14 protein-coding genes are annotated in these 24,371 nt (G+C 38.4%); 7 read left to right on the top strand and 7 right to left on the bottom strand.

The window, feature by feature from the left end; genetic code table 11:
- The first annotated feature begins 44 nt into the window (after positions 1–44).
- Complete coding sequence (gene mrcB / locus AACL23_RS06395) at positions 45–2,426, top strand: bifunctional glycosyl transferase/transpeptidase (RefSeq protein WP_100096909.1); 2,382 nt, start codon at positions 45–47, stop codon at positions 2,424–2,426.
- A gap of 34 nt (positions 2,427–2,460) precedes the next feature.
- Here mrcB and arnF read toward each other — a convergent pair whose 3' ends face one another.
- From arnF to arnC, 6 genes are read right to left on the bottom strand one after another with little or no spacing between them, the layout of a single operon-like run.
- Complete coding sequence (gene arnF / locus AACL23_RS06390) at positions 2,461–2,856, bottom strand: 4-amino-4-deoxy-L-arabinose-phosphoundecaprenol flippase subunit ArnF (RefSeq protein ID WP_339050783.1); 396 nt, start codon at positions 2,854–2,856, stop codon at positions 2,461–2,463.
- Positions 2,853–3,188, bottom strand: a complete 336-nt coding sequence (arnE, locus tag AACL23_RS06385) for a 4-amino-4-deoxy-L-arabinose-phosphoundecaprenol flippase subunit ArnE (RefSeq protein WP_339050781.1) — start codon at positions 3,186–3,188, stop codon at positions 2,853–2,855. Before arnE ends, arnF begins: the two co-directional genes overlap by 4 nt.
- Positions 3,185–4,843: a lipid IV(A) 4-amino-4-deoxy-L-arabinosyltransferase gene (gene arnT / locus AACL23_RS06380; RefSeq protein ID WP_422389646.1), complete on the bottom strand. Its 1,659-nt coding sequence runs from the start codon at positions 4,841–4,843 to the stop codon at positions 3,185–3,187. The genes arnE and arnT overlap by 4 nt, the downstream gene beginning before the upstream one ends.
- A 7-nt stretch (positions 4,844–4,850) precedes the next feature.
- A complete protein-coding gene (gene arnD, locus AACL23_RS06375; protein WP_100096907.1) occupies positions 4,851–5,750 on the bottom strand; it encodes a 4-deoxy-4-formamido-L-arabinose-phosphoundecaprenol deformylase in 900 nt (299 codons plus the stop codon).
- Positions 5,747–7,759 (bottom strand): bifunctional UDP-4-amino-4-deoxy-L-arabinose formyltransferase/UDP-glucuronic acid oxidase ArnA, encoded by a 2,013-nt coding sequence (gene arnA, locus AACL23_RS06370; protein ID WP_100096906.1) that lies wholly within the window; start codon positions 7,757–7,759, stop codon positions 5,747–5,749. The genes arnD and arnA overlap by 4 nt, the downstream gene beginning before the upstream one ends.
- On the bottom strand, positions 7,759–8,745 hold the full coding sequence (gene arnC, locus AACL23_RS06365; RefSeq protein WP_422389628.1) for an undecaprenyl-phosphate 4-deoxy-4-formamido-L-arabinose transferase: 987 nt from the start codon (positions 8,743–8,745) through the stop codon (positions 7,759–7,761). The genes arnA and arnC overlap by 1 nt, the downstream gene beginning before the upstream one ends.
- A 308-nt stretch (positions 8,746–9,053) precedes the next feature.
- Between arnC and AACL23_RS06360 the strand changes: the two genes are divergently transcribed.
- From AACL23_RS06360 to AACL23_RS06335, 6 genes are all read left to right on the top strand, one after another.
- Entirely contained in the window at positions 9,054–9,722 is a 669-nt protein-coding gene (locus AACL23_RS06360; protein ID WP_015873390.1) for a DedA family protein, read from the top strand.
- Between the two features lie 153 nt (positions 9,723–9,875).
- Positions 9,876–10,178, top strand: a complete 303-nt coding sequence (locus AACL23_RS06355; protein ID WP_015873389.1) for a DUF883 family protein — start codon at positions 9,876–9,878, stop codon at positions 10,176–10,178.
- A gap of 4 nt (positions 10,179–10,182) precedes the next feature.
- Positions 10,183–10,578 (top strand): phage holin family protein, encoded by a 396-nt coding sequence (locus tag AACL23_RS06350; protein WP_339051615.1) that lies wholly within the window; start codon positions 10,183–10,185, stop codon positions 10,576–10,578.
- Positions 10,575–10,853, top strand: coding sequence for a YqjK-like family protein (locus AACL23_RS06345; protein ID WP_100096904.1), 279 nt, complete (start codon positions 10,575–10,577; stop codon positions 10,851–10,853). The genes AACL23_RS06350 and AACL23_RS06345 overlap by 4 nt, the downstream gene beginning before the upstream one ends.
- Before the next feature lie 557 nt (positions 10,854–11,410).
- Complete coding sequence (locus tag AACL23_RS06340) at positions 11,411–12,853, top strand: protelomerase family protein (protein ID WP_339050769.1); 1,443 nt, start codon at positions 11,411–11,413, stop codon at positions 12,851–12,853.
- Between the two features lie 201 nt (positions 12,854–13,054).
- On the top strand, positions 13,055–18,337 hold the full coding sequence (locus AACL23_RS06335) for a C80 family cysteine peptidase (protein WP_339050767.1): 5,283 nt from the start codon (positions 13,055–13,057) through the stop codon (positions 18,335–18,337).
- A 28-nt stretch (positions 18,338–18,365) separates the two neighbouring features.
- Here AACL23_RS06335 and AACL23_RS06330 read toward each other — a convergent pair whose 3' ends face one another.
- Positions 18,366–24,254, bottom strand: a complete 5,889-nt coding sequence (locus AACL23_RS06330; RefSeq protein ID WP_339050765.1) for a hypothetical protein — start codon at positions 24,252–24,254, stop codon at positions 18,366–18,368.
- Positions 24,255–24,371 lie beyond the last annotated feature (117 nt).

The following is a 24,371-nucleotide window of genomic DNA, read 5'->3' as shown; positions in this document are numbered from 1 at the left end:
AAAGTCATATCAAACACACTTATCCTGACCAGGAGAACAAAAAAATGTCACATTATGGCCATGAGCCGATTGGCCAAAAAAATAAAAAAATCCACAGTAAACTTCATCCTTCTATTAAACCTAAGCATTCCAAAAAAAAGTGGGTTTTCCTTCGCTTGCTGTTCATTTTGTTTTTAAGTGCTGGATTAGTAGTCATACTTTATGGTTTTTATCTCAATGAAAAAATCCGCCAGCGGATTGATGGACAAGTGTGGGTACTACCAGCCGCAGTGTATGGCCGTATGCTTAACCTGGAGCCTGGAATGGCTTACAGTAAAAAGCAGATGATCAATTTATTGATAGCGACGCAATACAGGAAAGTGAACCATTTGCTTCGAGTTGGCGAATTTACCGTACAAGATAACAGTATTGACATGCTGCGCCGTCCGTTTAACTTTCCAGACGCCAAAGAAGATCAGGTTCATGCACGTCTGCTTTTTCATAATGACCGATTAGTTCAGATTGAAAATTTGGATAACCAGCGTTTTTTTGGTTTTTTTCGATTAGATCCCAGATTAATCACCATGTTACAAACCCCTAGTGGAGAACAGCGTTTATTTCTACCTCGATCCAGCTTTCCAGAAAGCCTGGTCAACACATTACTCGCGATAGAAGATCGTCATTTTTATCAACATGATGGTATTAATTTTTATTCGATAGGCAGGGCGTTGCTGGCAAATATACTGGCAGGCAGAACAGTACAGGGAGGAAGCACCTTAACTCAGCAATTAGTCAAAAATTTATTTTTGAACAATCAACGGTCTTTTTGGAGAAAAGCGAATGAAGCCTATATGGCAATATTGATTGATCATCATTACAGTAAAGACAAGATCCTGGAATTGTATCTCAACGAAGTATATTTAGGTCAAAACGGCAACGATCAAATCAGAGGGTTTCCGTTAGCCAGCCTGTATTACTTTGGCCGGCCCGTCGATGAGCTGAGTTTAGATCAACAAGCCATGTTGGTGGGGATGGTCAAAGGAGCGTCGTTATATAATCCTTGGCGAAATCCTGAATTCACCCTGGAAAGACGAAATTTAGTTCTGAAATTACTTCAAAATCAAGGCAATATTGATGAGAAGCTTTATCATACCCTCAGCACCCGTCCGTTGGATGTCCAGCCTAAAGGTGGGGTTATTGTGCCACAACCTGCCTTTATCGAAATGGTTCGGCAAGAATTAAAACAAAAGTTAGGGGATAAAGCCCAGCATCTCTCAGGCGCTAAAATTTTTACTACGATGGATCCTGTTTCTCAGGATGCCGCAGAAAAAGCCATTGAATCAGGTATTCCCGCTTTAAAAGGTTCCGAGCATGATTTAAGTGATCTAGAAGGCGCTATGGTCGTCATCGATCGTTTGAGCGGTGAAATTCGGGCTATTGTAGGCGGATCTCAACCTCAATTTTCTGGATTTAATCGAGCTTTGCAAGCACGGCGCTCTATTGGATCTTTAGCCAAGCCAGCCATCTATTTGTCGGCTTTGAATCAACCGCATCAATACCGCTTCAATACCTGGTTATTCGATCAACCTTTATCATTAGAGCTCCCTAATGGATCGGTATGGGAACCGAAAAATTATTCACGAAAATTTCGTGGCCAGGTTATGTTATTAGATGGATTAGTTGATTCATTAAATGTTCCCACTGTGAATCTGGGAATGTCTATTGGTTTGGATCAAATCAGTCAAACAATGAAACAGCTAGGAGCACCTGCCTCTACCGGCCCTCTTATGCCTTCCATGCTACTGGGGGCCATTAATTTAACTCCATTAGAGGTCGCACAGGAATATCAAACCATCGCCAGTGGTGGGAATAAAGCTACCTTGTCTGCTTTGCGTTCCGTTATCGCAGCAGATGGCTCCATGCTGTATCAAAGTTTTCCACAATCTGAACGCAAACTGTCCGCACAGGCAAGTTATCTCGTTTTGTATGGAATGCAAGAAGCCGTTAAAAGAGGCACAGCACGATCTTTATCTTCTGAATTTTCAACATTTCATTTAGCGGGGAAAACAGGCACAACCAATGATTTACGTGATAGCTGGTTTGCTGGCATTGACGGTAAAGAGGTCACGATTATCTGGCTAGGGCGTGATAATAATGGTCCTACTCAATTCACAGGCTCGACTGGCGCACTGACCTTGTATCGTAGATATCTTGAAACAAAGCCCCCTTTACCGCTGATATCAAGGAAGCCAGCAGGTATCGTTGATATGAACATTGATAGTACTACGGGTCATTTTATCTGTGATACAGAGCCTCATAATCAGATAAGCACGATCCCTGTGTGGACAGAAGATCCAGATGTGCTGTGCAAGACATCTGAAAAAACGACGCCCCCCAACGAATTAAAAGAAAAGTCAGTGCTCGATTCGATTAAAAATATATTTTAAAACTGGCTATCAAAGTCTTTAAATAAAGAAAGCATTAATGAGTGATTTTTTTGTGCTTTGAGGGAAAAACCACGATCCAGATTCCCAGTAAAATAAGGCTGACGCCCAGTGTTTTGAGTATAGTGGCTGTTTCATTGAAGCAAGGCAAGGATACGGCGGCTAAGTAGACCAGCGCGTAACTTATGCTAATGAGCGGGTAAGCTTGATGAAGGGGTAAATAACGCAAGGTAAAAAACCAGGATAACATGGAGATCATATAGGCCAGCAGACCAAGAATAATCGCCATCAACGAATGCATGTGAGCAATCACAAAAGAGAGATTGATCTCAATCGTCTCTGTCTTTGGAAGGTCGATCATACCCCATTTCAGCAATAACTGAGCAAAACTGGCCAGCAGGACACTGCTCAATCCATAAAGATAACCTTTCATATACCCTGCCCCAATAGTAAAATGCCGACCATCATGATACCGATGCCTAGCCAATGCTGAAGGGTGACTTTCTCTTTAAAGAAAAAGTGGCCTGAAAGGGTCATCAAAATTAAATTAATACTTAAAAACGGGTAAGCCTGGCTCAAAGGGAGATATTGTAATAGCTTCAACCATAGTAACATTCCACCCGCCAGGAAAATCACAGACAGGCCCAGCCAAATCAACGTTTGTCTTTTGGCATTTTCTTTCCAGGAATGAGTCGCCTGCTTTTGTGATAATTGACCTGCGCAGGTTAAAAAAATCACAAATAACAATAATAAATAACGATTCATGAGGTTTTTTTATACCACAATAGAATTAAGCGATGGCTTGATTCAATTTTGTCCGCCTTCGGCAAATGTGTTGGAGTGCCTTCACCTTCAGACAAAAGCAACATCAGAGAAACATCCCCCTTTCGACGTGCCTGTGCTAACCATCGAGGAAAATCAGCTGCACTGACATATTTATTCTTGCTGTCAGGATAACTCAGCCCATAACTCAATTCGCCTTTTTGATGAAACATCATGATGTTACTACGATTCAGCTCCCATGCTACTCCTGCGCCCACCCCGACGCTGTTAACCAAAATGTAACGGCTTCCACTTAACAGAGCTTTATTATTCTGGGTGAAATGCTGAGGTTGTTCTGTATCAATCAGTTTCTTGGGGATGAGATAACCTGCCAATAAAGCGAATAATACCGGACAAGCCGCCGCATATTGCCAGTTTTGTGCATTATTTTTAAGGCTCCATGCACCCAGGCTCGCCCACGCAAGCGCACAGACAGACCCTAAAATGATTTTTGGGGTTTCTTGTGATTGATACAGAAGAAATGTCGGCATCCATTTCATGCCCACCAGAAAAACAAGGATAAAAAAAACACCGAAAACGATGTTGATCACACCATTGATTTTGAATGCTTTCATTCGTGTTTGAGCCGCGCAATCTTTTGCATAGGCCGCCAGCAATATAGAAAGCGGAGCCATACAAGGCAAAATGTAAGTTAGGAGCTTTCCTTTAGCAAGGCTGAAAAACAAGAAAGGCATCAATATCCAACTGAGCAAAAAAAACAATTGAGGGCGGGTTTTTCTCTCCCGAAAACCCTTGAGAAGGGCGCCAGGCATCAGCCCCAGCCAGGGCAAACCTGCAATACAAAATATCGGAAGATAATACCAAAAGGGCGCTTTATGCTGAGCGTTGTCTTCTGCAAAACGTTGGACATGTTCCACCCAAAAAAAATAGTGCCAAAAATCAGGCTCGTGATGCGCAATCGCCAAGACCCAAGGAAGAGACAATAAAAAAGCGGATAACAATGCAATCGGCCCAAAGCAAAAAAGTTCTTTGAGCCGCTTTTGTTGAACCATAACAGGTAAAACAGAAATCACAGGGATGGCTAAAGCGAGAAATCCTTTTGTCATAAATCCCATGCCACAGGCTATTCCAAGCAGCACATAGGCGATGAATTTTTGCCGGGTACTTTTTGCATCGAGAGTGCCATAAAAACTTACCATGGCTGCAGCAAGCCAAAGAGACAACATGGGGTCTAATACGGCATAAGAGCCTACACTTAATACCAAAAAAAAAGTCAGGTAGATAAGCGTTGCGATGGTGGCCGTCATACGGTTATGAAATAGACGGATTGACAGACAGAAAATCAGGCAAGCCGTGAGAGCCGTACTGAATATAGAGCCAAAACGCACCGAAAAATTATGATGACCAAATAACCACTGACCGATGTTATTGATCCAATAACCTGCAATCGGTTTTTCAAAATAACGGATGTCCAGGAAATAAGGGACAACCCAGTTGCCTCTTTCGAGCATTTCCCGACTGATTTCAGCGTAACGCGTTTCATCAGGTTGCCAAAGTAATCGCTGATCAACAGGGATTAAATACAGTAAAGAAAAAATAGTGACTAAAATCACCATATGATTTTTAAATAATTTCAGCATATTTTTATTCGTTTAGCTCAGTTTGACATCCGAGCCAACCTTCGCGCCCCGGGAATGCAGAGCGAACCACTCTTCCTAATGGCAAATCATTTTTATGATCTGGTAACAAATCGATAAGAGGGCAAAACGCAATGCCTGCTTTTTTTGCTTTTAATAAAAATTCTTCAAACATAGAAGATTTGCTGATGCCTTCTACTTCTGCATGAATCGTATACACGGGTATTTCATGCGCTTTTAAAATAGCGTTCAAAATATAATCGTTAAAATTTTTCTCTTGTACCTGACTGCCAATCACCTCATCATAGGTGGGCAAAGTCACAGGGATCTGCACTTGGCCAATACGTCCATCTGCCAGCTGTGGCCGAAACGGATGGGTTCCTCTGCAGTCGCTGTTGTAAGTAAAAGCAAAATGTTTTTTCACCGCCAGCACGCCTAAATCCGCTCGCCAGCCTGGTGCAGCCGAACAGGTGATTTTTTTTTCTACCACTGTTTCTAAAATCTGGAGGCCTTTTTGTATTTGCTGATGCAGCTGCTCCGCCGACCAGCGTGTTGATTTCGCTTGCCAGGCATGATGGTCCCAGGCATGAAGGCCGACTTCATGCCCTTTTTGGGCCGTTTTTTTCATTAAGAAACCTAAACGTTGGGCTATTTGCTTACCAGGCCAGGCCGTCCCCGCCAATAAAATATCCCAGCCGTACAAAGATGCCGCATCAGAACGCAGCATTTTCCAAAAAAAACGGGGGCGTAGCAAGCGCCATAGGTGTCGCCCCATGTTATCCGGCCCCACAGTGAAAAAAAAGCTGGCTAAAATATCGTGTTTTTCAAGTAAATTCAGCAGTACAGGTACCCCTTGCTGGGTGCCACGGTAAGTATCAACATCAATTCTTAACCCCACTTTTTTCATTGATTTTTCTTGCCTTTTACTTGTAGTCGCTTTTGTTCCTGTACAGCACTGCGCAAGAAAAAATCCAACGTTTTTTCTATTGTTTCTTCGATCGAAATACGAGGCGCCCAGTTGAGCAAACGCCGGGCGTTATGAATACTGGGAGTACGGTGTTCAACATCTTGATATCCTTTGCCATAATAAGCACTGCTTTCAATAGTTTTAAATCCAGCGAAAGGAGGGAAGTGATGTCGTAATTCATGTTTTTCAAAGCTCTCTAAAAGCATTCGTCCTAACTTACGAATACTGGCTTCGTTATGAGGGTTGCCAATGTTAATAATTTTTCCATTGCAACTTTCCCCGTTTTCAATGATACGAAATAACGCTTCGACGCCATCATTAATATCGGTGAAACAGCGTTTTTGCTCACCGCCATCGATTAATTTAATCGGAGTGCCTTCGACCAGATTGAGGATAAGTTGTGTAATGGCTCTGGAACTGCCAATCCGGGCGGAATGCAAATTATCCAAACGTGGCCCCATCCAGTTAAAGGGTCTAAAAAGGGTAAACTTCAGGCCTTCTTTTTCGCCATAGGCCCATATCACACGATCCAGTAATTGCTTAGAGGCAGAATAAATCCATCGCTGTTTATTAATAGGGCCGACAATTAATGGGGAAGTATCTTCATTAAATTCTTTATCGTGACACATGCCGTACACTTCTGATGTCGAAGGAAAAACAATACGTTTATGGTATTTCACGCAATAGCGGACGATCCTCAGATTTTCTTCAAAATCGAGCTCAAAAACACGTAATGGATTGCGGGTATATTCAATAGGCGTGGCAATCGCCACCAAAGGCAGGATCACATCGCATTTTTTAATATGATATTCAATCCATTCAGAATGAATACTCATGTCGCCTTCCACAAAGTGGAAACGAGGATTAGACATGAGGCGGCTGATCGCCTCAGAGTCAATATCCAGGCCATACACTTCGTATTGATCGCGTTGCAACAAACGTTCTGTAAGATGGTTACCAATAAAACCATTCACCCCTAATATCAAAACCCGAGTGCGCCTTTTTAAAGAAAAAGAGCGTTTTATTCCTAATCTGACATCGGGAACAATGCTCATTTCTTCTGCCAACTGATGACCTTGTAAATATAAGCCAGACTCACTTTGAGCCGTGATGATTTCTAGCGCTCCCTGGCCACAGGAGACCGTAAAAGGATTGATGGTTAATACAGTGCCAGCCGGTTGTTTTTGATGATTTTGAAGATCATCGACAGGACGAGAACGCCATATAATGAATTTACGTTGATCGATATAACTAAAAGCACCTGGGTAAGGCTCAGTTACAGCGCGAACCAGATTATTGATCTCATTCGCAGATTTTTCCCAGTAAATTTCTCCATCCGCCGCAGTACGACGTCCAAAATAGCTGGCTTCTGATTCAGATTGCGGTTGTAAAGATAGTGGGCTTTTCTTTAAAGCAGGCAGTAAATCCATCAATAAAGTTTGAGCCGCCACTCGCATTTTTTTATGCAAAATCAGAGCCGTATCCATCACATGAATCGGCACTTTTAATTGCCCCAGTATGGGACCTGCATCGGGTTTTTCTGTCATTTGATGAAGAGTGATGCCGGTTTCGGTCTCTCCGTTCACTAATACCCAATTCACTGGGGCACGACCACGATAACGTGGCAATAAAGAACCATGTAAGTTAAAAGCACCTTGAGGTGCAATGGATAAAATGTCTTGTTTTAATAAATGTCGATAATAAAAAGAAAAAATAATATCAGGCTCAAACGCTCGAATACGATCCACCCACAAAGGATGATTCACCTCTTCAGGAGCAAATACCCTTAATCCCATCTCTGTTGCCAAGTGAGCAACAGAAGAAAAATAACGATTTTCCAGAGGATCATCCGTATGAGTAAAAATCGCTTGAATATTGTAGCCGGTGTCTATTAATGCGCGCAGACCAACACAGCCAATATCGTGATAGGCAAATACAATGGCTTTCATTATTTTTTTCTCTGAGGATTTTTAACAGGCTGAGCGGTGATGATTTTATGAATAAAATAGCGTGGACGAGCACGGACATCATTGTAAATACGGCCGATGTATTCACCTAATAATCCCATGCCTACAAATTGGGCTCCAATAAAAATAAACAGCAGGGCAAACAGTGTAAATACGCCACCACCTGCCCAAATGGAGCCAAAGATTAATCGTAAAACTACCAACAAAACAGCCAGAGCAAATCCGGATAAAGCAATGATACTGCCTATCAGGCTCAATAGCCTCAGAGGTGTTGTCGTCAGGCAGGTTATGAGATCGTACATCAGATTAATCAGTTGGATTAGGCCATATTTTGACTCACCAAAAGCACGCTCTGCATGCTGAACTGGAATTTCGTGAGTACGGCGAGCAAAGATATTGGCCAAAACAGGGATAAAAGTGCTTCGCTCATGGCAGTTTAATATAGCGTCTATAATATGCCGACGATAAGCCCTTAGCATGCACCCGTAATCCTTCATTTTTTTTCCAGTCGTACGTTGGATCATTAAGTTTATTAATTTAGAAGCGGTTTTTCGGAAAAACGAGTCTTGCCGATTTGATCTTATCGTACCGACCACGTCGTAGCCTTCTTCTGCGGTCTGCACCAAACGGGGTATTTCTTCGGGGGGGGTTTGTAAATCAGCATCTAACGTAATAATCAGATCGCCACTGGCATGATTAAAACCGGCCATAATCGCTGAATGTTGACCATAATTTCTGTTCAATAATATGGCAGTAATATAAAGATCTTCTTTTTCAGCTGCAGCAGTTAAAAGGGCTGATGAATCATCACTACTACCATCATCAACAAGAATAATTTCATAGGATTGACTCAAAGTTTTACAGGCAGCGGCTGTTCTTTCAATCAAGGCAGGCAGACTCGCCTGCTCATTATAAACGGGAATAACCACAGACACTTTTTTAATGGGTTCAATTTCTAGCACAGGCATCACCTATAAATGTGTTGTAAGGCACTCATTCGTCATATCAACATCATGGCTTTTCATATGAGGCAGTAACCGGGGAAATTTCAGGTATAGATCTCGGCACACACTTTACGGCGAGCACTTATTTCAGTCAAACGTTTCAATTGTACTATTGTTACCATATCCATTATTAAAAAACAGGGAGTGGCATTCACATTTCTCTGTTTCAGATTCTTTAAGTTTGATAAAATATCTGACATTTTTATGTCAGTTGAATTTTAAAATGTTTACTCCCAGAAAATACATTTGAAACTATTTTAATAGGGCATCGCATGGATATCATTAGAAAACTGTTAAATGCCTTATGGGAACAAGATTACGTAACACTGGCTGATCCTTCCCTTGCTTGGGCGATTTATATTTTATTATTCCTCATTCTTTTTTTAGAAAATGGGGTATTGCCTGCGGCTTTTTTGCCCGGAGACAGTCTCTTGATTTTAGTCGGTGTTTTAATTGCAAGAGAAGCGATGAATTTTCCCGTGACTCTGATTGTTTTGACGATAGCTTCCAGTTTGGGATCCTGGGTGGGTTATCTTCAAGGGCGGTGGTTAGGAAATACTAAAATGATACAAGGATGGCTTGCTCATCTGCCTGTGCATTATCATGAACGTGCTCATCAACTATTTCATCGTCACGGTTTATCTGCGCTATTAATTGGACGTTTTTTAGCATTTATTCGAACTCTGTTACCCACTTTAGCAGGCATTTCTGGTCTTAATAATTCACGTTTTCAGTTATTTAATGTTCTCAGTGGATTACTCTGGGTTTTAATACTCACTTCTCTCGGCTTCACATTAGGGAAAACGAATATTTTTTTAAAATATGAAGATAAATTAATGCTGTTATTGATACTGTTACCCGTTGTATTACTGGTAGTCGGTCTTATCGGCTCTGTATATTTTTTTTTGCAAAAAAGAGAAAGCATAAAAAAACGAAAGTAAGTAGTAGCAATGATGAAAAAATCATCTATGTCAAATGTAGGATAAATGAGTGGCAGTATTGATATTTATGACTATGCTTAATCTTGAATCAACGATCCCCCTTTAGCAAAAAAAATTTTTGAATAATCACCTCATAACCTGGAGAATAATTTTATGTCAAAAAATGACACTGCTGAAAACTTACGTAAGGAGCTCAATACGATGGCAGATACTCTCGAAGAAGTATTATCTTCATCCGATAAACCGAAAGCAGAGCTACAAAAGATGCGTTCCAGGGCAGAGAATATATTGAAATCGACTCGTGATCAGCTCAGTGAGACGGGTGAGAAAATGGTGGATAAAACCAAAGAATTAAAAGATAAAGCCGACACCTATGTGCATGATAATCCATGGACAGGTGTAGCAATTGGTGCTGCAGCGGGTCTTGTGTTGGGTGTTTTATTATCGCGTCGTTAATCATATGAAAGAGAAAATTGAGAAAAAAGGCCCCAGCCAAAAGCTCTTTGATGTTGTTCGACGCATTACCAGCACGATAGTCAGCACAATAGAGACGCGTCTTGGGCTGGTAGTGATTGAACTGGAAGAAGAAAAAAACAGATTAATCCAGTTATTGCTCATTGCAGGCATGACTTTGCTCTGTGCTTTTTTTGGATTAATCACTTTATTAATACTGCTGATATGGAGCATTGACCCTGTTTACCGGTTTTTCATACTGGGGATGATCACCACAGTCTTTTTGGGATTGTCGCTTTTAGGTGTTTTTTGGATTGTTAAAAAAAGACCTCATTCCACATTATTGATCCACACTCGAAATCAACTTGAAATTGATAAAAATTTATTGAAAGGTGACAAGTGAAACAAAATCACGAGTTGGATCAAGAAATAAAATCAATGCTTTCTAAAATCGAGCAGCAGCGTTTAGGTCTTATTAATGATTTTGAGACTTACTCCAAAATCATGGCACCTTATGATCGTGCGTGGATCAAAATCACCAGTACAAATAAATATTTTATTTTGGCCTCAGGCGTTTTAGCTTTTTATGTGATTCGTCATCCTGTTCGAGTATTCATGGGTTCCAGGCGGATCCTGCAAGCCTGGAGTTTTATGCGTTTAATCCGAAGTTTCTTTTAAGCCTCATTTTGTAAGAATCAAACAAAGCCCTGTATGTTTAAAAACATCCCACATATGAAAATCTTTTGTAAATGTCAATATCAATTGAGTTTTGCTCCACTTTGTCATGGGATTGGCTCATTTTTATATCAGTGTCTTATCCAAAACTCAGGTTTTTGATCAAACAACTACGTGAATAGATTGTTCAGAAAAAAAGCTGAGGCGACACATCGACTATACTTCGGCGCCCCAGGCAAGGTCCGACAAAAACACGTTGCCAAAATCAACTCCTTCAAAAAATAGATTGATTCAAGGCTAAATCAGCAGGCTTAGCATTCAGCCTTTATCATCATGACAGGTTCAGACCTCAACAAGCAGGTCAGCCTTATCGGCACAAATCAAGGGTAAAACAGCGCGTATGAACCCCAGTTTTTTGACTCTCCACTGCCAGATAACACAATGAAATCTGTCTGTCACATTAAATTTCAGCATCTAAAAATAGATGCGGGTGCAATTGATCATCTAGATGATTTCGTATATCTTCACGGGTACAGTGACTTTTTTCAGAGGAAATCACGATGGCTCGTTCATTAAATAGAGTGAAAGACATTCTTAACAAGGTGAAACATATACAAAAAGAGGCTGACAAAAAAAAAGAGAAAGAAGCCGCCAAATATTTGACTGACCGATGCAACAAAATATCTCAAAGAGAGCATGAGCACCTTAATGTCATTGTCGATAAACAGACCGGTCAACTACTCAGTGAACCTGTCTGCTCATACCGTTATTACTCTCAGTTAATGCAAAATTACCGGAATGGGATCAAAGCGCTAGGATTCAGGCATCATGCCATAAAACACCATATCAATACCTTTTTACGTAAGTATGGCAACAAAAAAGAAGGTCTTCATAAAAAACTGGATCCACACCTGCCCATAGAAAAATTAAGAGAAAATATCATTCTTCTTCGTGCTAATACAGTCACGGGATCAGACTTTCGTCGTGATTTGCTGAGCCTCCGAATTGAGCACCACGCTTATTATATGTTTGAACCCAAAAGTGCCATTAAGGATTGGATCCGTGATGATGATCAGAAACAACTGAATAAAAAATTGCACACTCAAATACTTGTGAACCCTGAATGGGTTAAAACTCTGGCACGCAACCTGTTGACTAAAACTGAGCCATCTACCAGTGATTTGTGTATAGGGATTGCATTAGCTTCTGGGCGGCGTCTCACAGAGATAATGAAAACGGCCTCTTTAAATGCGGTGGATGATAAAACGCTATTGTTTAGCGGGCAGCTCAAAACCAAAAATCGCTACTTGTTTGAAGAAATATCTCCATATCAAATCCCTTCCATGATTGAGGCTCAAATAGTAGTGAAAGCATTAGATAAACTCAGAAAAAAAACACAAAATGACCCTTTGAAATATCAAAATGTTTTTGGGGAAATGATAAAAAGTGAAGTTAAAAAAGGCGGTATCAAAGACTACGACCATAACAAGTCGGTGCATAAAAAATATGAAAGCACAATGAACAGGGCGGTACGCGCGCTTTTTCAACATGGACAATTTAGTCTCAAAGACTGCAGGGCGCTTTATACAGAAGTGACCTACGAAGACCATCTCAAAGAAGGGGAAGCCCGCTCAGCGTATCGTCATCGGGTTCTTGGCCACTCACTCATTGAAACGCAGTTGCACTATGAAGCGTTCCGCCTAGACAGTTCCGTTCAGAGTATTGAGCTCGCTGAAAAAAACAATCATGAAAAAATCACCGACCTGCAAAAATCGCTGACGGCATATTTAGAGAAAGCGGATGCTGATGTCATGCGTTATGCGAGAGCCCCCAAAATGTCAGTGATGCACGAATGGCTAAAATCAGAAGTGATCAATGGCTTAAAGTTGGAAAAAATGACGCCATCATACATTCGACGGCACTGCCTCTTTGAGGGTAAGCAGCTCAATCTCAATACTATTAAAAAGTACCTTAAGGACTTTATTCAGTTAGCTCAATACTGACCAACATAACCCAGCGACTCAAATCTGCTGAAACCTATGGATAGGTACTACCCTTTCTCAAATGAGGAACCGAACAACAGGTTCAGAATGTTTTAACATTTATTTCCGTGACTCGCTTAAACGAAAATGAATGATTGATGATATGAATTTTTCATATCCCACCATCAGCACTTTGCGATTTTTTAAGGACGAAAAATCACCATGAGCCAGAAGCCATCTTTATCAAATTCTTCTCAACAAAATTCTACCCGTTTTTTACCGCTTCATCAGTGGGATAAAGTAAATCACTTTACAGAAAGGACTGATGGAGGGTCGAGCCGATATGCGGGGCAACTCATTATTCAGCTAGAAAATGACCCTGATATTCTCAATGGTGCCGTGAGACTGGCACAAAAACACCCAGGTTCCGTCTTGATTCAACTCGATCAACACCATCATTATCGCGTGTTATCGGGCTCTCCATACAGGCTTCAAGGTAAATTGCGGTGGCAATTGGTAGGACACTCAAGTTCTGAGCATCCAACTACCAAGACGCTCTCTGGCATGACTCCTGATGATTTAGCCGATCTCTTAAAAAATTTTAATCAACATTTTAGTGAAAAATATGCTGTCGACAGTACTCCAAACCGAATCAGTTTAGTGAGCTGTCAACTGATCGACCACGAAGGCAAAAATTTTGCCACACAATTTGCACATGCCATGAAAAAAAAAGGTATTCAGGCGGACATATCAGCCAGAACAAGACGGGTATCTATTCCTCACTACGGTGGTGGTAAAAAGTTCACCCGTAAAACGGTATCAGAAAAACGTGCCCAGACAGCAGGGGATACTTTGCTACTAGGCTGGAATCAAAAAGGGGAGTTGATACATAAAAAACACAGCAGTGCTTTTCGATTGTTATCTCCTGTATTAGATGCCTGGGCACCAGACCATTTTACGGATCCTAAAATGGTGAGTGAGACATTTAAATATCTTGTTTATCCTTCCTCAATCACAGATCTCATGGGGCGCAAAGGCATCTTTTCAAAAGATATTCAGCATAAACTCAGGCAATCTGATGTGATTTCTGCCAGTATTTTGTCAAATGAAACACTCAGAGATTATACGGTTGGGGTGATATTAGAGGTCCCTAAGCAAAATATTTTGGCCGCGGCGCCTTATGAAAAAATCCTCGAAGCGAATTTAAAAACCGCTATAGACACATCTGACGATCATCTCGATAAATTAGCGACGACACCAAATACGCCTCTTTCTGAATTAGCGCGTCAGGGTCTGTTATCGAAACAATTATTTTCCTACCGACAACGCGTGGCCAAACCTGATGAGATTATAAGAAAAACCACTACACGAAATACCGTACTCATCACTGGACGACCCGATGTCAATATTTACCCCCATTTTCCTGTGACAGAAGAAATCAAAATCACAGGGCTATTTTTAATTTATTCTGAACTCACTCAACATACTGAGGAATCACACCACCTTGCCTTGTCAGAGGGTCTTTCATCGAAAAATGTCACCTCAATACGTGAGGCTGCTCAAAAAATGGCTCAAGAATTCAACATAGAATTAAAAATAATCAAAATACCTTCGGCCATTGATGATTCAAAGGATCATGATAAGGATGTCATAACAAAAATGAATCAAAAGAATTCTATAACCCTTTCAGAGAGGGCCCATGATCAAAAAAACCTCGATTCTTCTTTAACAGAGAAGCTAAAACGAGTTTGGGCTTTGGTGAATGGTCTCGCCTCAAATCAGTTGACCTCATTTAGTCCCAGTGATATCCGCTTGTTAACAGATTTTTTTCATCTCCCATCAGGAGAACTCGATTGGAAAAAACTTTATGAAACATCTTTTGATCCCATCCTTTATTCCCAATTTATCAATCAAATAAAAATCTTGATGAAATACGGCGAAACTCAAGATCAATTTATTCATGTCACAGGCCAGACTACTTTAAAACGGACCGCTGACTGGAATGCCTTTTTGATCAAAAACAAGGTGAACTGGAATAAACAGATAAAATTGTACAATCATATGTATGGATTTTTGCCTGAAATCAATACATGCATGCAAGCTATTTATATCGGCGATGGAAGTCAATTAGCGCAACAAAAAGCGATCAAAGTGAATCTTGCTTATTTGAGCTTGCTTAGGCTAGGTGATCAGAATTTACGTTTGAAATTATTGAAGGCATTTCAAACTCATGCTCAGATAAATGAACAAAAAATATTCAATCAATTGACTTATCTTGATAATGAACTTCCCGAAATTTTTGGAAAGCTGATTAATGATGTCGAAGCAGGGTCTGCTTTTATCAAAAAAGGCCCCCAGAGTCTTCATGAATTTTTTAATACACTGGATAATCAAAAGTCAGGTTATTACCAGCTGCGTATCGGTCAACATCTCTTATCTATCGCAAAACGTCAGACAACAAACCAACAAACCCATTGGTATGTCTATGATGCTAATTTTGGCGAAATCATGATGAGGAGTCATCATTTTCAAAAAACCAGTATCACCCTGAGATTAATGCTCAATGATTATTTTAAGCGCTTAATGTATTTACCTCAGAAAGATGGATTCTTTATCGTTGATGTTGATCAATTAAATTTTTTTCACATTTTTCAATCCCCTTCTATTAAAAAATTAACAAAATTTATCAGCGATACGGATGATGGCTCGCTACACTCTCCATCTCCATTCAAGCCTGACAAACCTCAGAAAAATAGCATTAGCCCCCGAATTTCAAAGGTATCGAGTGTCATCGGTACTTTGGGCCAGGCAAATCAAAGGCTCTCATGGATCCGAACTGTCACATGCCTGTCTCATTACTGGCGGCGTCGTTCTTCCGACCAGCTCAGTCAGTCTCAAAAACAGGCATTGGACTTCGAAGCTCAAATCGCTATGGCAGGTCTTGTGTATGATATGGGAAGCGAGCTTTTAACATTTGGTTTTAGAAAACTGGAATCGCACATTATTCAAACATTTTCTTTTCCGTCCGCTGTGATGGTGTCTTCTAAAATTCAACGTTTGAAGTATTTAGCGGGATCCAGGCTGGCTCGATATGGTGCTCCCGTTTTAAGTATTTTGGGCGCCAGTTTGGATATTTATCAAGCTCAGAGAGATATCACTGAACTTAAAACGACGATTGATCTGGATGTCCGACAAGATTTAAAAGTCAGTATCGTTCTTTCTTGTTTAAGCGTGGCGATCGGGATCTCAAGTGGCCTGGCATTATTTGCTTTAGCCGGAACCATGGGACTGGTCGCTGGTGCGATTGGAATGACCTTAGAAATTGCGCTTTCTGTAGTAGGGCGAATTTATTTTTCGGTTCGTCAGGTTCAAAAGATTGAGAGCTACACCCGATTGACCACATTACAAAAATTACGCAGCGGCTGGCTGAATTTTTTGGGATTAGAAATGGACGTCAAGGTCCTCAATGAGCTCGCAAAAGGACAGGCAGAAAAAGAGGCCAAAAACCATTTTGATGGGTATTTTAAAAAAATTTTTCAAACATTATTAGAGTCAGATGATGAAATAGAGGCGGTATATTACAGCACAGGAAAAATCATTTTAGAGGAACATCGATATAAAAAATTAACAGGAAAAAGATCGGCGGAGTTTAATCAACCTGTAGGAGGAAGTCCTTCTTTATTTAAAATAGACATAGAAGATAAAATACTCCCCTCTGAAGCGGAAAGGGCATTATCAGAATATAAAGCTAAAAAAACGGGGAACATTCCTGTTTATACGCATCTTTCGATAGAAAAAAGTGAATACAGGTTTTACGACATTGAAGGGCTTTCAGCCACTGATGATCAGATCTCCATGAATAATGAGGTGCATTCAGAAAGCGTTTTATTTGTAAAAAGACAAGATGGGCTGCCAGGTGCCTCATCACTCTCTGCGTCTGTGATGAAAGAGGATGAACCGGCTTCTGCAACACCCCATAAAATGTATTTTTTTTTGGGTGATGGAAACGATGAAGTGGTCGGTCACCCAGAAAAAAGCCATATTTTTGACATCGGCGACGGATTCAAAAATTTCAAGGGGGGCACTCAATCCGATACTTTTATTTTCAGGGGCACGGCGCCTCCCTTTCAACCCAGCGTGTTCGATGGAGACGGTGGGTTCAATACACTGATAGCAAAAAAAAATGCATCCAAAACAGGGTACCGTGTCAATCTACATGATGGCTCTTTTTATTTCACTAATAGCACGCAAAAAATAGCGACGTTAAAAAATATTCATCATATCGAGACCTGCTCAGACACAGACGATGTGATTTTTGGAAACGATCAATCAAACATCCTGAATGGTCAGGGAGGTCGGGATACACTGAGGGGATTTGGTGGCAATGATATTTTAGTCGCTCAGGCCGGGGGGCTTCATGGAGGAAATGGCACAGATTGTTATCGTGTTTTACAAAACACCTATTCTGAATCCGCGTTACTTATCATCACAGAAGAAGATGATCCAGAAGAATTCAGCCATGTTATTCTGGATTATTCCGTGACTCAAATCAGCAATATTAAAAGGATCAAAGAGCATCTGTTTATTGAATTAATCAATGACAATCAGAGTATAACTACCTTAACACTATTTGATCTCTATCTTCCCTCATTGAAAAAACAAAAAAGAACGTTAACGGCACAATATATTTTTTATACCCAGGATGGTGTGATGTTTTGGGGTCTGCCCGCTGAAATACCTTTCAATCCGTACACAGAAGAACCGGAACAGCTCGATTTAATAGCAACCTATACTGGAAACGTTCATAAAAATTCTCCTCTCTCTGAAACCAAAAGCACAAAACAAGGGTTAATCATTCAAAAAATGGCCCATCAGCAACAACCTGGGCTGATCGAAGTCATGGGCCAAGCAAAAATATTGCCCCATTTTTTAAGGTTAGCGCCTCAAGAAAGTGGGTTTGATGATGATTTACAGGGAGATGATCTCAGCAACACCTTACACAGTAAGGTCGGCGAAGATATTTTAGAAGGTAAAGGAGGAACAGACATCTATATCATCGACGATCGACCTGCAGGAACACAGGTGAGAATCCATAATTATGATTCCCCTGAAAAGGGTGAGCCTGCGCAAGATATTGTACTCTTGCCTTTTTCACTCGATGAAATTGAGATAAGACAAGATGATGATGATGTCGTTTTGACGCATCTCAATTCTCCGACAGAACATGTGAATCTGCGTTTGATGAATTTTATGAAAGATGAACCCTATAGGCATCTTTCCATTATGGATAAAGAAGGACATATTCATACAATGGGTCTTAATCCTAAGAATGAGCCTGACCTGATTTTCAATCATTTGTTCCCTGATACCAGAATCAATGAAAGGGAGACGATCTTAAGCCAATTAAAGCAAAGTGTGTCTGAATTTCACGAATTAGAAAAAGTCTTCAATCTGCCTGGTGAAAAATTTTTGGATACTTTTTCACCAAAAATGATCTCTGTATAGGGCTTTCATAAGCCCCATGTAAAAATGTTTAATGCGACAAAACCGATATCAACTGATCTGGATCCCTCGCGATTTTTTGTCTGAATGAACCACTTTGATTGTCATTAAAATAAGACATCAGTTCTTTCATTAATTCAGGTGGAATATTCTCACTTTTTTCTTTTTCTTCCTGCGTCATTTCTTTTTGCGCATCAGCTGTGATCGTTTTTTTTAAATCAGGATGATGTGTTTTTATTGTTTCTATTTTTTGCTCATCAGTACTACAAGCGCCTTTTTTAATTTTGACGGAAAATCTGTTTTCAAACTCAGGGTTTGAGAGTTTAAATACGAGATCTTCGCCTTCTTCTATTGTATGAAATTCACCCTCATCCATACCATATAAAATTAAAGTGTCGTTGCCGCCTGTGTCTTCAATCACAGTATGTCCGTCGTTAGGGGTGATCAAATAAATATCGTCCCCGACACCACCTGAAAGAAAATCATTCCCTGTGCCCCCATAAATAAAGTTGTTGCCTTCATAAGCCAATATTGTATCGTTCCCTGCGTCGCCATAAAGCCGTTTATTGCCGTTACCCGTTGCAATAATACGGTCATTTCCGTCACCACCATGCAGAGTACGATGATGATGGCTATGGTCTATGATCAGATCATCGCCTGCGCCGGCATCTAATTTTTCTTCAGTAAAATAATCACCATCGGTTAAAACAAGATGATCCTCTTTTTCTGTAGGAACTATATGAGTATCATATTGATCTAAATAAATTTTCCCTTCTTCATTCACCTCTATATGATATAACTGATAATGTGCGTCTAATATAGTGATATGCTGGTAAGACTTGTTTTTCATAAACTGCCAAAAAACAATTTCTAATTTTTTCTCCTGATTTGAAGAGTTTGTCTTTAATATGACGTCATCACTTCCCTTAAAGATAATATTCATTTGTTCAATCCCAACAGGTAAAATCAGCAAATCATAGTCAGGATTTGTACTGTTGTCGTTGTTATTAATCCATATTCTACGTTCATTATCATCGGGGTGTTCAATTCGATAAATGTCTCTTCCTGCTCCTCCTTCTAATTGATCATTACCTCTTCGGCTGATGAATAAATTATTTTCTGAATCCCCGATTAATTTGTCATTAAAAGGGGTATCTACCATCATTAATTTCACTGAGTCAGGAAGAAAAAATCTTTTTTCACCGACTATCAGCAGATCTTGTTGAGCAATTTTTCTAAAAATAAAATTAATCTGCTCTTTTGAAAAATTTTTAATATCAGATCTATTTTCGATATCACTGAACAGATTATATTGTGCATTGAATGTCAGGGACAAAGGAAAGGCGCCCTCCAGATTTTTTTCTATGACCTGTGGCCAATTCGGAAATAATAAAAAACCATCTAAAGTAGAAAAAATATACTGATTGTTTAAGAGTAAATATTTTTTTTCAACATCTTCTTTTTCAAAAGAATAAATATCATGAAGTGCTAATGTCGTTTCTGTTTTATTTTTATTTCGCAGTGTGATATCGATCGAATAAATATCATGGTCTTTTTTTAAAAAGACAGACGTGATGTCGGCTACATTATAATGCAGATTGATAAACGAAAAATCGTCTTTAACCTCATAAATATGGGCGATAACATTCTCAGAGGTAGAATTTTGCAAAAGAATATAATGATCATTGCCTTCACCTCCATCAATACTACCTTGCTCAAAGGTCAAGACGTCATCTCCAAAATATCCCCAGATTTCATCGTATCCACCCCCTCCATTCAGATAGTTATTTTCGTTATTTCCTTTGATCTCATCATTGGTTTTTGAATTTCCGTAAACATGTTCAATATTTTTTATATTTGCAACTAATTTTTTATTATTTCTAGAGCCAGAATAAATTTGCCCCATCATTAAATCAATAAAATAACGGACATCTCTTAATAACACTTGATCAAAAACAATAGTATCTTCACCCGCCAAACCATCAAATTTGCTCAGTAGTATCGATTCATCAGTATTTAATGAAGTATTGGATAAATAAAAAATATCTGATTTATTTCCTCCGGTATACTGTTTAGCACCCTTTGTAATTTTAAAAAAATTTTTTCTGTCATGATATCCCACAGCAATATCATCCCCATCACCGAGATCAAATAAAGCAGTTGACTCCCCTTTAGCAATCGCTGTTTCATCTGAAGATATTTTTTTAACCGTAGGATTATTGTCATCCTCTTCATTAGCATCAATATAATCATTAATTGGTTTTAAAGCAGAAGGCTCAGGATAACGATATTGACTATCTTTAATATTTATTTTTTCACGCGCATTAGCCTCAATAAATTTCTCAGCTTCTTTAGGAAAAAGCTTATCTTTTTCTATGTCTACGAATGCACGGGTAAATGAAGGATTAATCCATTTTCGATAAGAAAGTAATTTATAAGGTCTCATTTTTATATCAAAATCTTGTTGACTATAAAAATAACTATTGATTTTTTGAGAAGATAAACTCTTCAATATTTTTTTCGCGTTGGCTTCTAACATTTGATTATATTGTTGACGGGCAGCGGTTTTACTTATTGCTTCTAACGTTTTATTTTCTAATTCAACACTGGGGTTTAATCCCAGGAACAGACGCACAAAATTCTCCCAAAACTCTTCTGTATTGAGTTCAACATGATTTTGAATATCTTCTAATTGACGTATGCTAGAGTATGATTGTGAGAATAAAAGAACGAACAATCCGCCGAGGATCCCGGCAACTCCACTCATTAAAATCAGTTTCGTGGCGGCTGCCATCGTAGCGCCGCCTGCAGCCCCTCCCCAAAAAGCGGCTTTATATCCAATCATGGCTGCTGCACTCGTACCCACACCGAGCACGCCACTGAACAATGATAAAAACCCATTTACCTGCAAATCCTGTCGAGTTTTTGAATCAGATGTTTGAGACATTTTTTCAAAATGCAAATAAGCATGATAGAAATCGAGGGAAGACATGCCTAAACCTAATCCCAGGTTTACAAAAGGCAGTGCCTTGCTCCCGTGTTTCACCCATTTTTGGATTAAAGGGGAATAAAGCTGTAATTGATGCCTGGGTATTCCGATCAGGTTTATGTGTAATTTATGTAAACCATACTGAATCAGATCCATATCAGCACTAATAAAAAGACTGAAATAAATGGATTTTTGTTGCATTTCCAGTATCTTTCTTTCTTCTTGTGTTAATGATTTATCTTTTAACAGATCTTTAATCTTGATAATTTCATAAAATCCATGAAAATAATAAGCAACGTGCATTAAAATATCTATTCTATTCATGTTCTTATATAATTTTTTTTCGAAAAACTGATTTTTAAAATTAGAAGCAGAATGACTATTCTCATAAATATCTTTAATCAAATCAGCGGCAATTTTTTTATCTTCTTTTTGTCCTTCTAATAATGAATGGATTGATGGACTCATTTTTATTTTTTCTTTTAAAAATGTGATTGCTGTTTCTATTTCACTTTTTTCTATCTTTTTGTTGAGTAGATAATTTTTTAATTTTCTTGCATTAAAACGAAGACCATATAGTAAATCTGATGGAGAAGAAAAATGTTCTAATGAAAGCCCTTTATCACCAAATATGCCGCCCATTTTATAAATTAATGACGGGGATAAAGTGAGTTTATTTAAAGTAATATCTGGTAATTTAAAAATCCGCTCTCTGTCAAAATCAACATGAGATATAAAATCATTTATTTTATTTAAAATATTTAATTTAGTTAAATGAATTGGGCTTAATTTTGTGACTTCAAAATAATAATTTTCCTGAAATTTTTGAAATCCATATAATTCTGCCCTGGTTTTATTATCAAAAACTTTGTAATCAAGATAATCATTAAGAAATTGATGAAATTCAGTGTTATCCTGACTAGAGGTTTTCATTTGAATATCCCCTACAATCGGATCATATAAGGTAATCGTATTACCTTGATGGTGTTGAGTGATATCTAAAACTAAAATATATCCATTATCCGATTTGGTAGAACTTAAAAAATAACGACCAGGGATTTTTGGTAACGGTGAACACATTGGATTCATTATAAAAATTTTATTTTTTTCTTTTTTTATCTCCTTTTTGAGAGATTGAAATAAATTTTCAAATTCTTTTAATTTTTCTGTATCATAATCGCTGATCTCGACATCCGCTTTATCAGCATAAATTAAAGAATAGGTTGCTAGAAATTTTAAAAAACTTTCCTGAAATGTTTTTCCTTTTCTTTTTGCATTTAACCAAATAAAACCCAGTGCAAGATTGTTATTAATCTCATTTGGAATATAAAGAAATTGAGGTGCAATATTAATGTAAATCCCTGCTCTTTGATATTCTTTTTTAGAGGCCAGAACCATTAAATCACTTAAATTATTTTCTTTGATTAAATTCAAATAATACGTTTTTTCTAAAGATTTTTCATCGCTTAGTTTATCTGATTGATTTTGAAAAGCTCTAGTGGCCAGTAATTGTCTGGCTTTTAACATCCAATGATTTCTTTCTATGGGATCGAAACAGATTTTAATAAATTTTTTACCATTAAAATTCTGATCTCTATCTTTAAAAAAACCAGTTAACAAATGAAGCATCCCTTTATCTTGATAAATAAAGGTATAATCCACTTTTTTATGTGCAATATCGTTAATGATGCGCATCACTTGTTTCACCCGCCCGACTCTATCCTGAGCCGGTTCCAAATCACCTAAAATATTTTTTGAATACTCATTCAAAATTAAATTCCCTTTTTTATCAATCCGGTGCATGACAGCATCACGTATTTGATCAAAACGGTGATAAGGCAATGTCACTGTGAATTCATTTATTTCGTTATGAGTAATTTTAATCGTAATATCAGTTGTTTTATTTTGAGCATTCAAATTACAAGCAAGTAATTTTCCTGTGACTTTTTCATTAAATTTAAATTGAGTTCTTTTTTTAATTAAAGATTCAATTAAATAATTTTCTTCCTGTGATGCGGCTTCCTTCCAGGTTTCGTTATAAGCAGAGTGATTTCTTCGCACTAAATGTGTATATTCTATTTCAATCTCTTTCCCTGATTCTGTATAACCGAACTTGTAAATTTTTTTGCCATTATTGACACTCACAGTGTTCAGGAGATGATCGGTCATAAAATTTCGCCAGGCATCATATTTGTTAAATGAATAAGCACCCATATTAGGGTCAAAAAAGGTCCAGATTGTTTGAACAGGGTCATGAATGACGGTGATCGCCATCGCATGGGTTTTTGTAAAAAATAAAAAATACTGATTTTCCAAAGGAAATTTAAAATAATTAAAAAAATCAGAAAAATTTGTTTTAGAAATGGATTCTAAAGGCATTCCTCTTTTAAAATGATATTTTTGATTAATTTCTAAACCATTTTTATGGATATATTCTGAATATTCTCTATTGGCGTGTAAAAGTAAATCAGAGGCAATTGACTGGGTATTTTGATTGAAATTTTTATTTGAAAGTTCGTCTCCTTTTATTTCAAAATCTTGTGAGCTTTGTAATCTGATGATTTTCTCAAGTTCAGTTGAAAGGTGTTGATGACGATATTGATTTTTTATTATTGTTTCAACCTGAAATGCATCTTTGTTTCCTATTGTCATCAAATGATTTTTATCATCGCTTTCTGCTATGGTTTTCAACCATAACATATAATCTTTACCCCCTCCCAAACCAAAATTACGTTCTTCAATCAGATAACGAACAGACAAAGCAAGACATAATCCCGTACTCCCATCATAATAATCAGATAAACGATCTATTGTTTTGATTCGATTTTTTGCTTTTTTAAAAACTTGATAGTATTGATTAAAATCAAATGAATTTTCCATCACAAAGTGAGGGCCGAAATCGGAAATAAACGAGTCAGAATTTTTTGGCATATATTGAGTCCTTTTAATATATTTTCATCCAATGAATGATATTGATTTTAAAAAACAGACCACCAAATTTTTTTAAAAATGAACATATTTTGATGATATGAAAAAAATCATGGTGTT

Origin of the sequence: Candidatus Williamhamiltonella endosymbiont of Tuberolachnus salignus (genome assembly GCF_964019775.1) — a bacterium.
Classification (GTDB): Bacteria; Pseudomonadota; Gammaproteobacteria; order Enterobacterales; family Enterobacteriaceae; genus Hamiltonella; species Hamiltonella defendens.
The sequence above is the reverse complement of the archived record's forward strand: the minus strand, read 5'-3'. Positions and strand labels throughout refer to the sequence as shown.

What these genes read in the sequence shown, in the direction of transcription:
- mrcB (WP_100096909.1), top strand. Translation starts at nt 45, where the DNA reads ATGTCACATTATGGCCATGAGCCGATTGGCCAAAAAAATAAAAAAATC.
- arnF (WP_339050783.1), bottom strand. Translation starts at nt 2,856, where the DNA reads ATGAAAGGTTATCTTTATGGATTGAGCAGTGTCCTGCTGGCCAGTTTT.
- arnE (WP_339050781.1), bottom strand. Translation starts at nt 3,188, where the DNA reads ATGAATCGTTATTTATTATTGTTATTTGTGATTTTTTTAACCTGCGCA.
- arnD (WP_100096907.1), bottom strand. Translation starts at nt 5,750, where the DNA reads ATGAAAAAAGTGGGGTTAAGAATTGATGTTGATACTTACCGTGGCACC.
- arnA (WP_100096906.1), bottom strand. Translation starts at nt 7,759, where the DNA reads ATGAAAGCCATTGTATTTGCCTATCACGATATTGGCTGTGTTGGTCTG.
- arnC (WP_422389628.1), bottom strand. Translation starts at nt 8,745, where the DNA reads ATGCCTGTGCTAGAAATTGAACCCATTAAAAAAGTGTCTGTGGTTATT.
- AACL23_RS06360 (WP_015873390.1), top strand. Translation starts at nt 9,054, where the DNA reads ATGGATATCATTAGAAAACTGTTAAATGCCTTATGGGAACAAGATTAC.
- AACL23_RS06355 (WP_015873389.1), top strand. Translation starts at nt 9,876, where the DNA reads ATGTCAAAAAATGACACTGCTGAAAACTTACGTAAGGAGCTCAATACG.
- AACL23_RS06350 (WP_339051615.1), top strand. Translation starts at nt 10,183, where the DNA reads ATGAAAGAGAAAATTGAGAAAAAAGGCCCCAGCCAAAAGCTCTTTGAT.
- AACL23_RS06340 (WP_339050769.1), top strand. Translation starts at nt 11,411, where the DNA reads ATGGCTCGTTCATTAAATAGAGTGAAAGACATTCTTAACAAGGTGAAA.
- AACL23_RS06335 (WP_339050767.1), top strand. Translation starts at nt 13,055, where the DNA reads ATGAGCCAGAAGCCATCTTTATCAAATTCTTCTCAACAAAATTCTACC.
- AACL23_RS06330 (WP_339050765.1), bottom strand. Translation starts at nt 24,254, where the DNA reads ATGCCAAAAAATTCTGACTCGTTTATTTCCGATTTCGGCCCTCACTTT.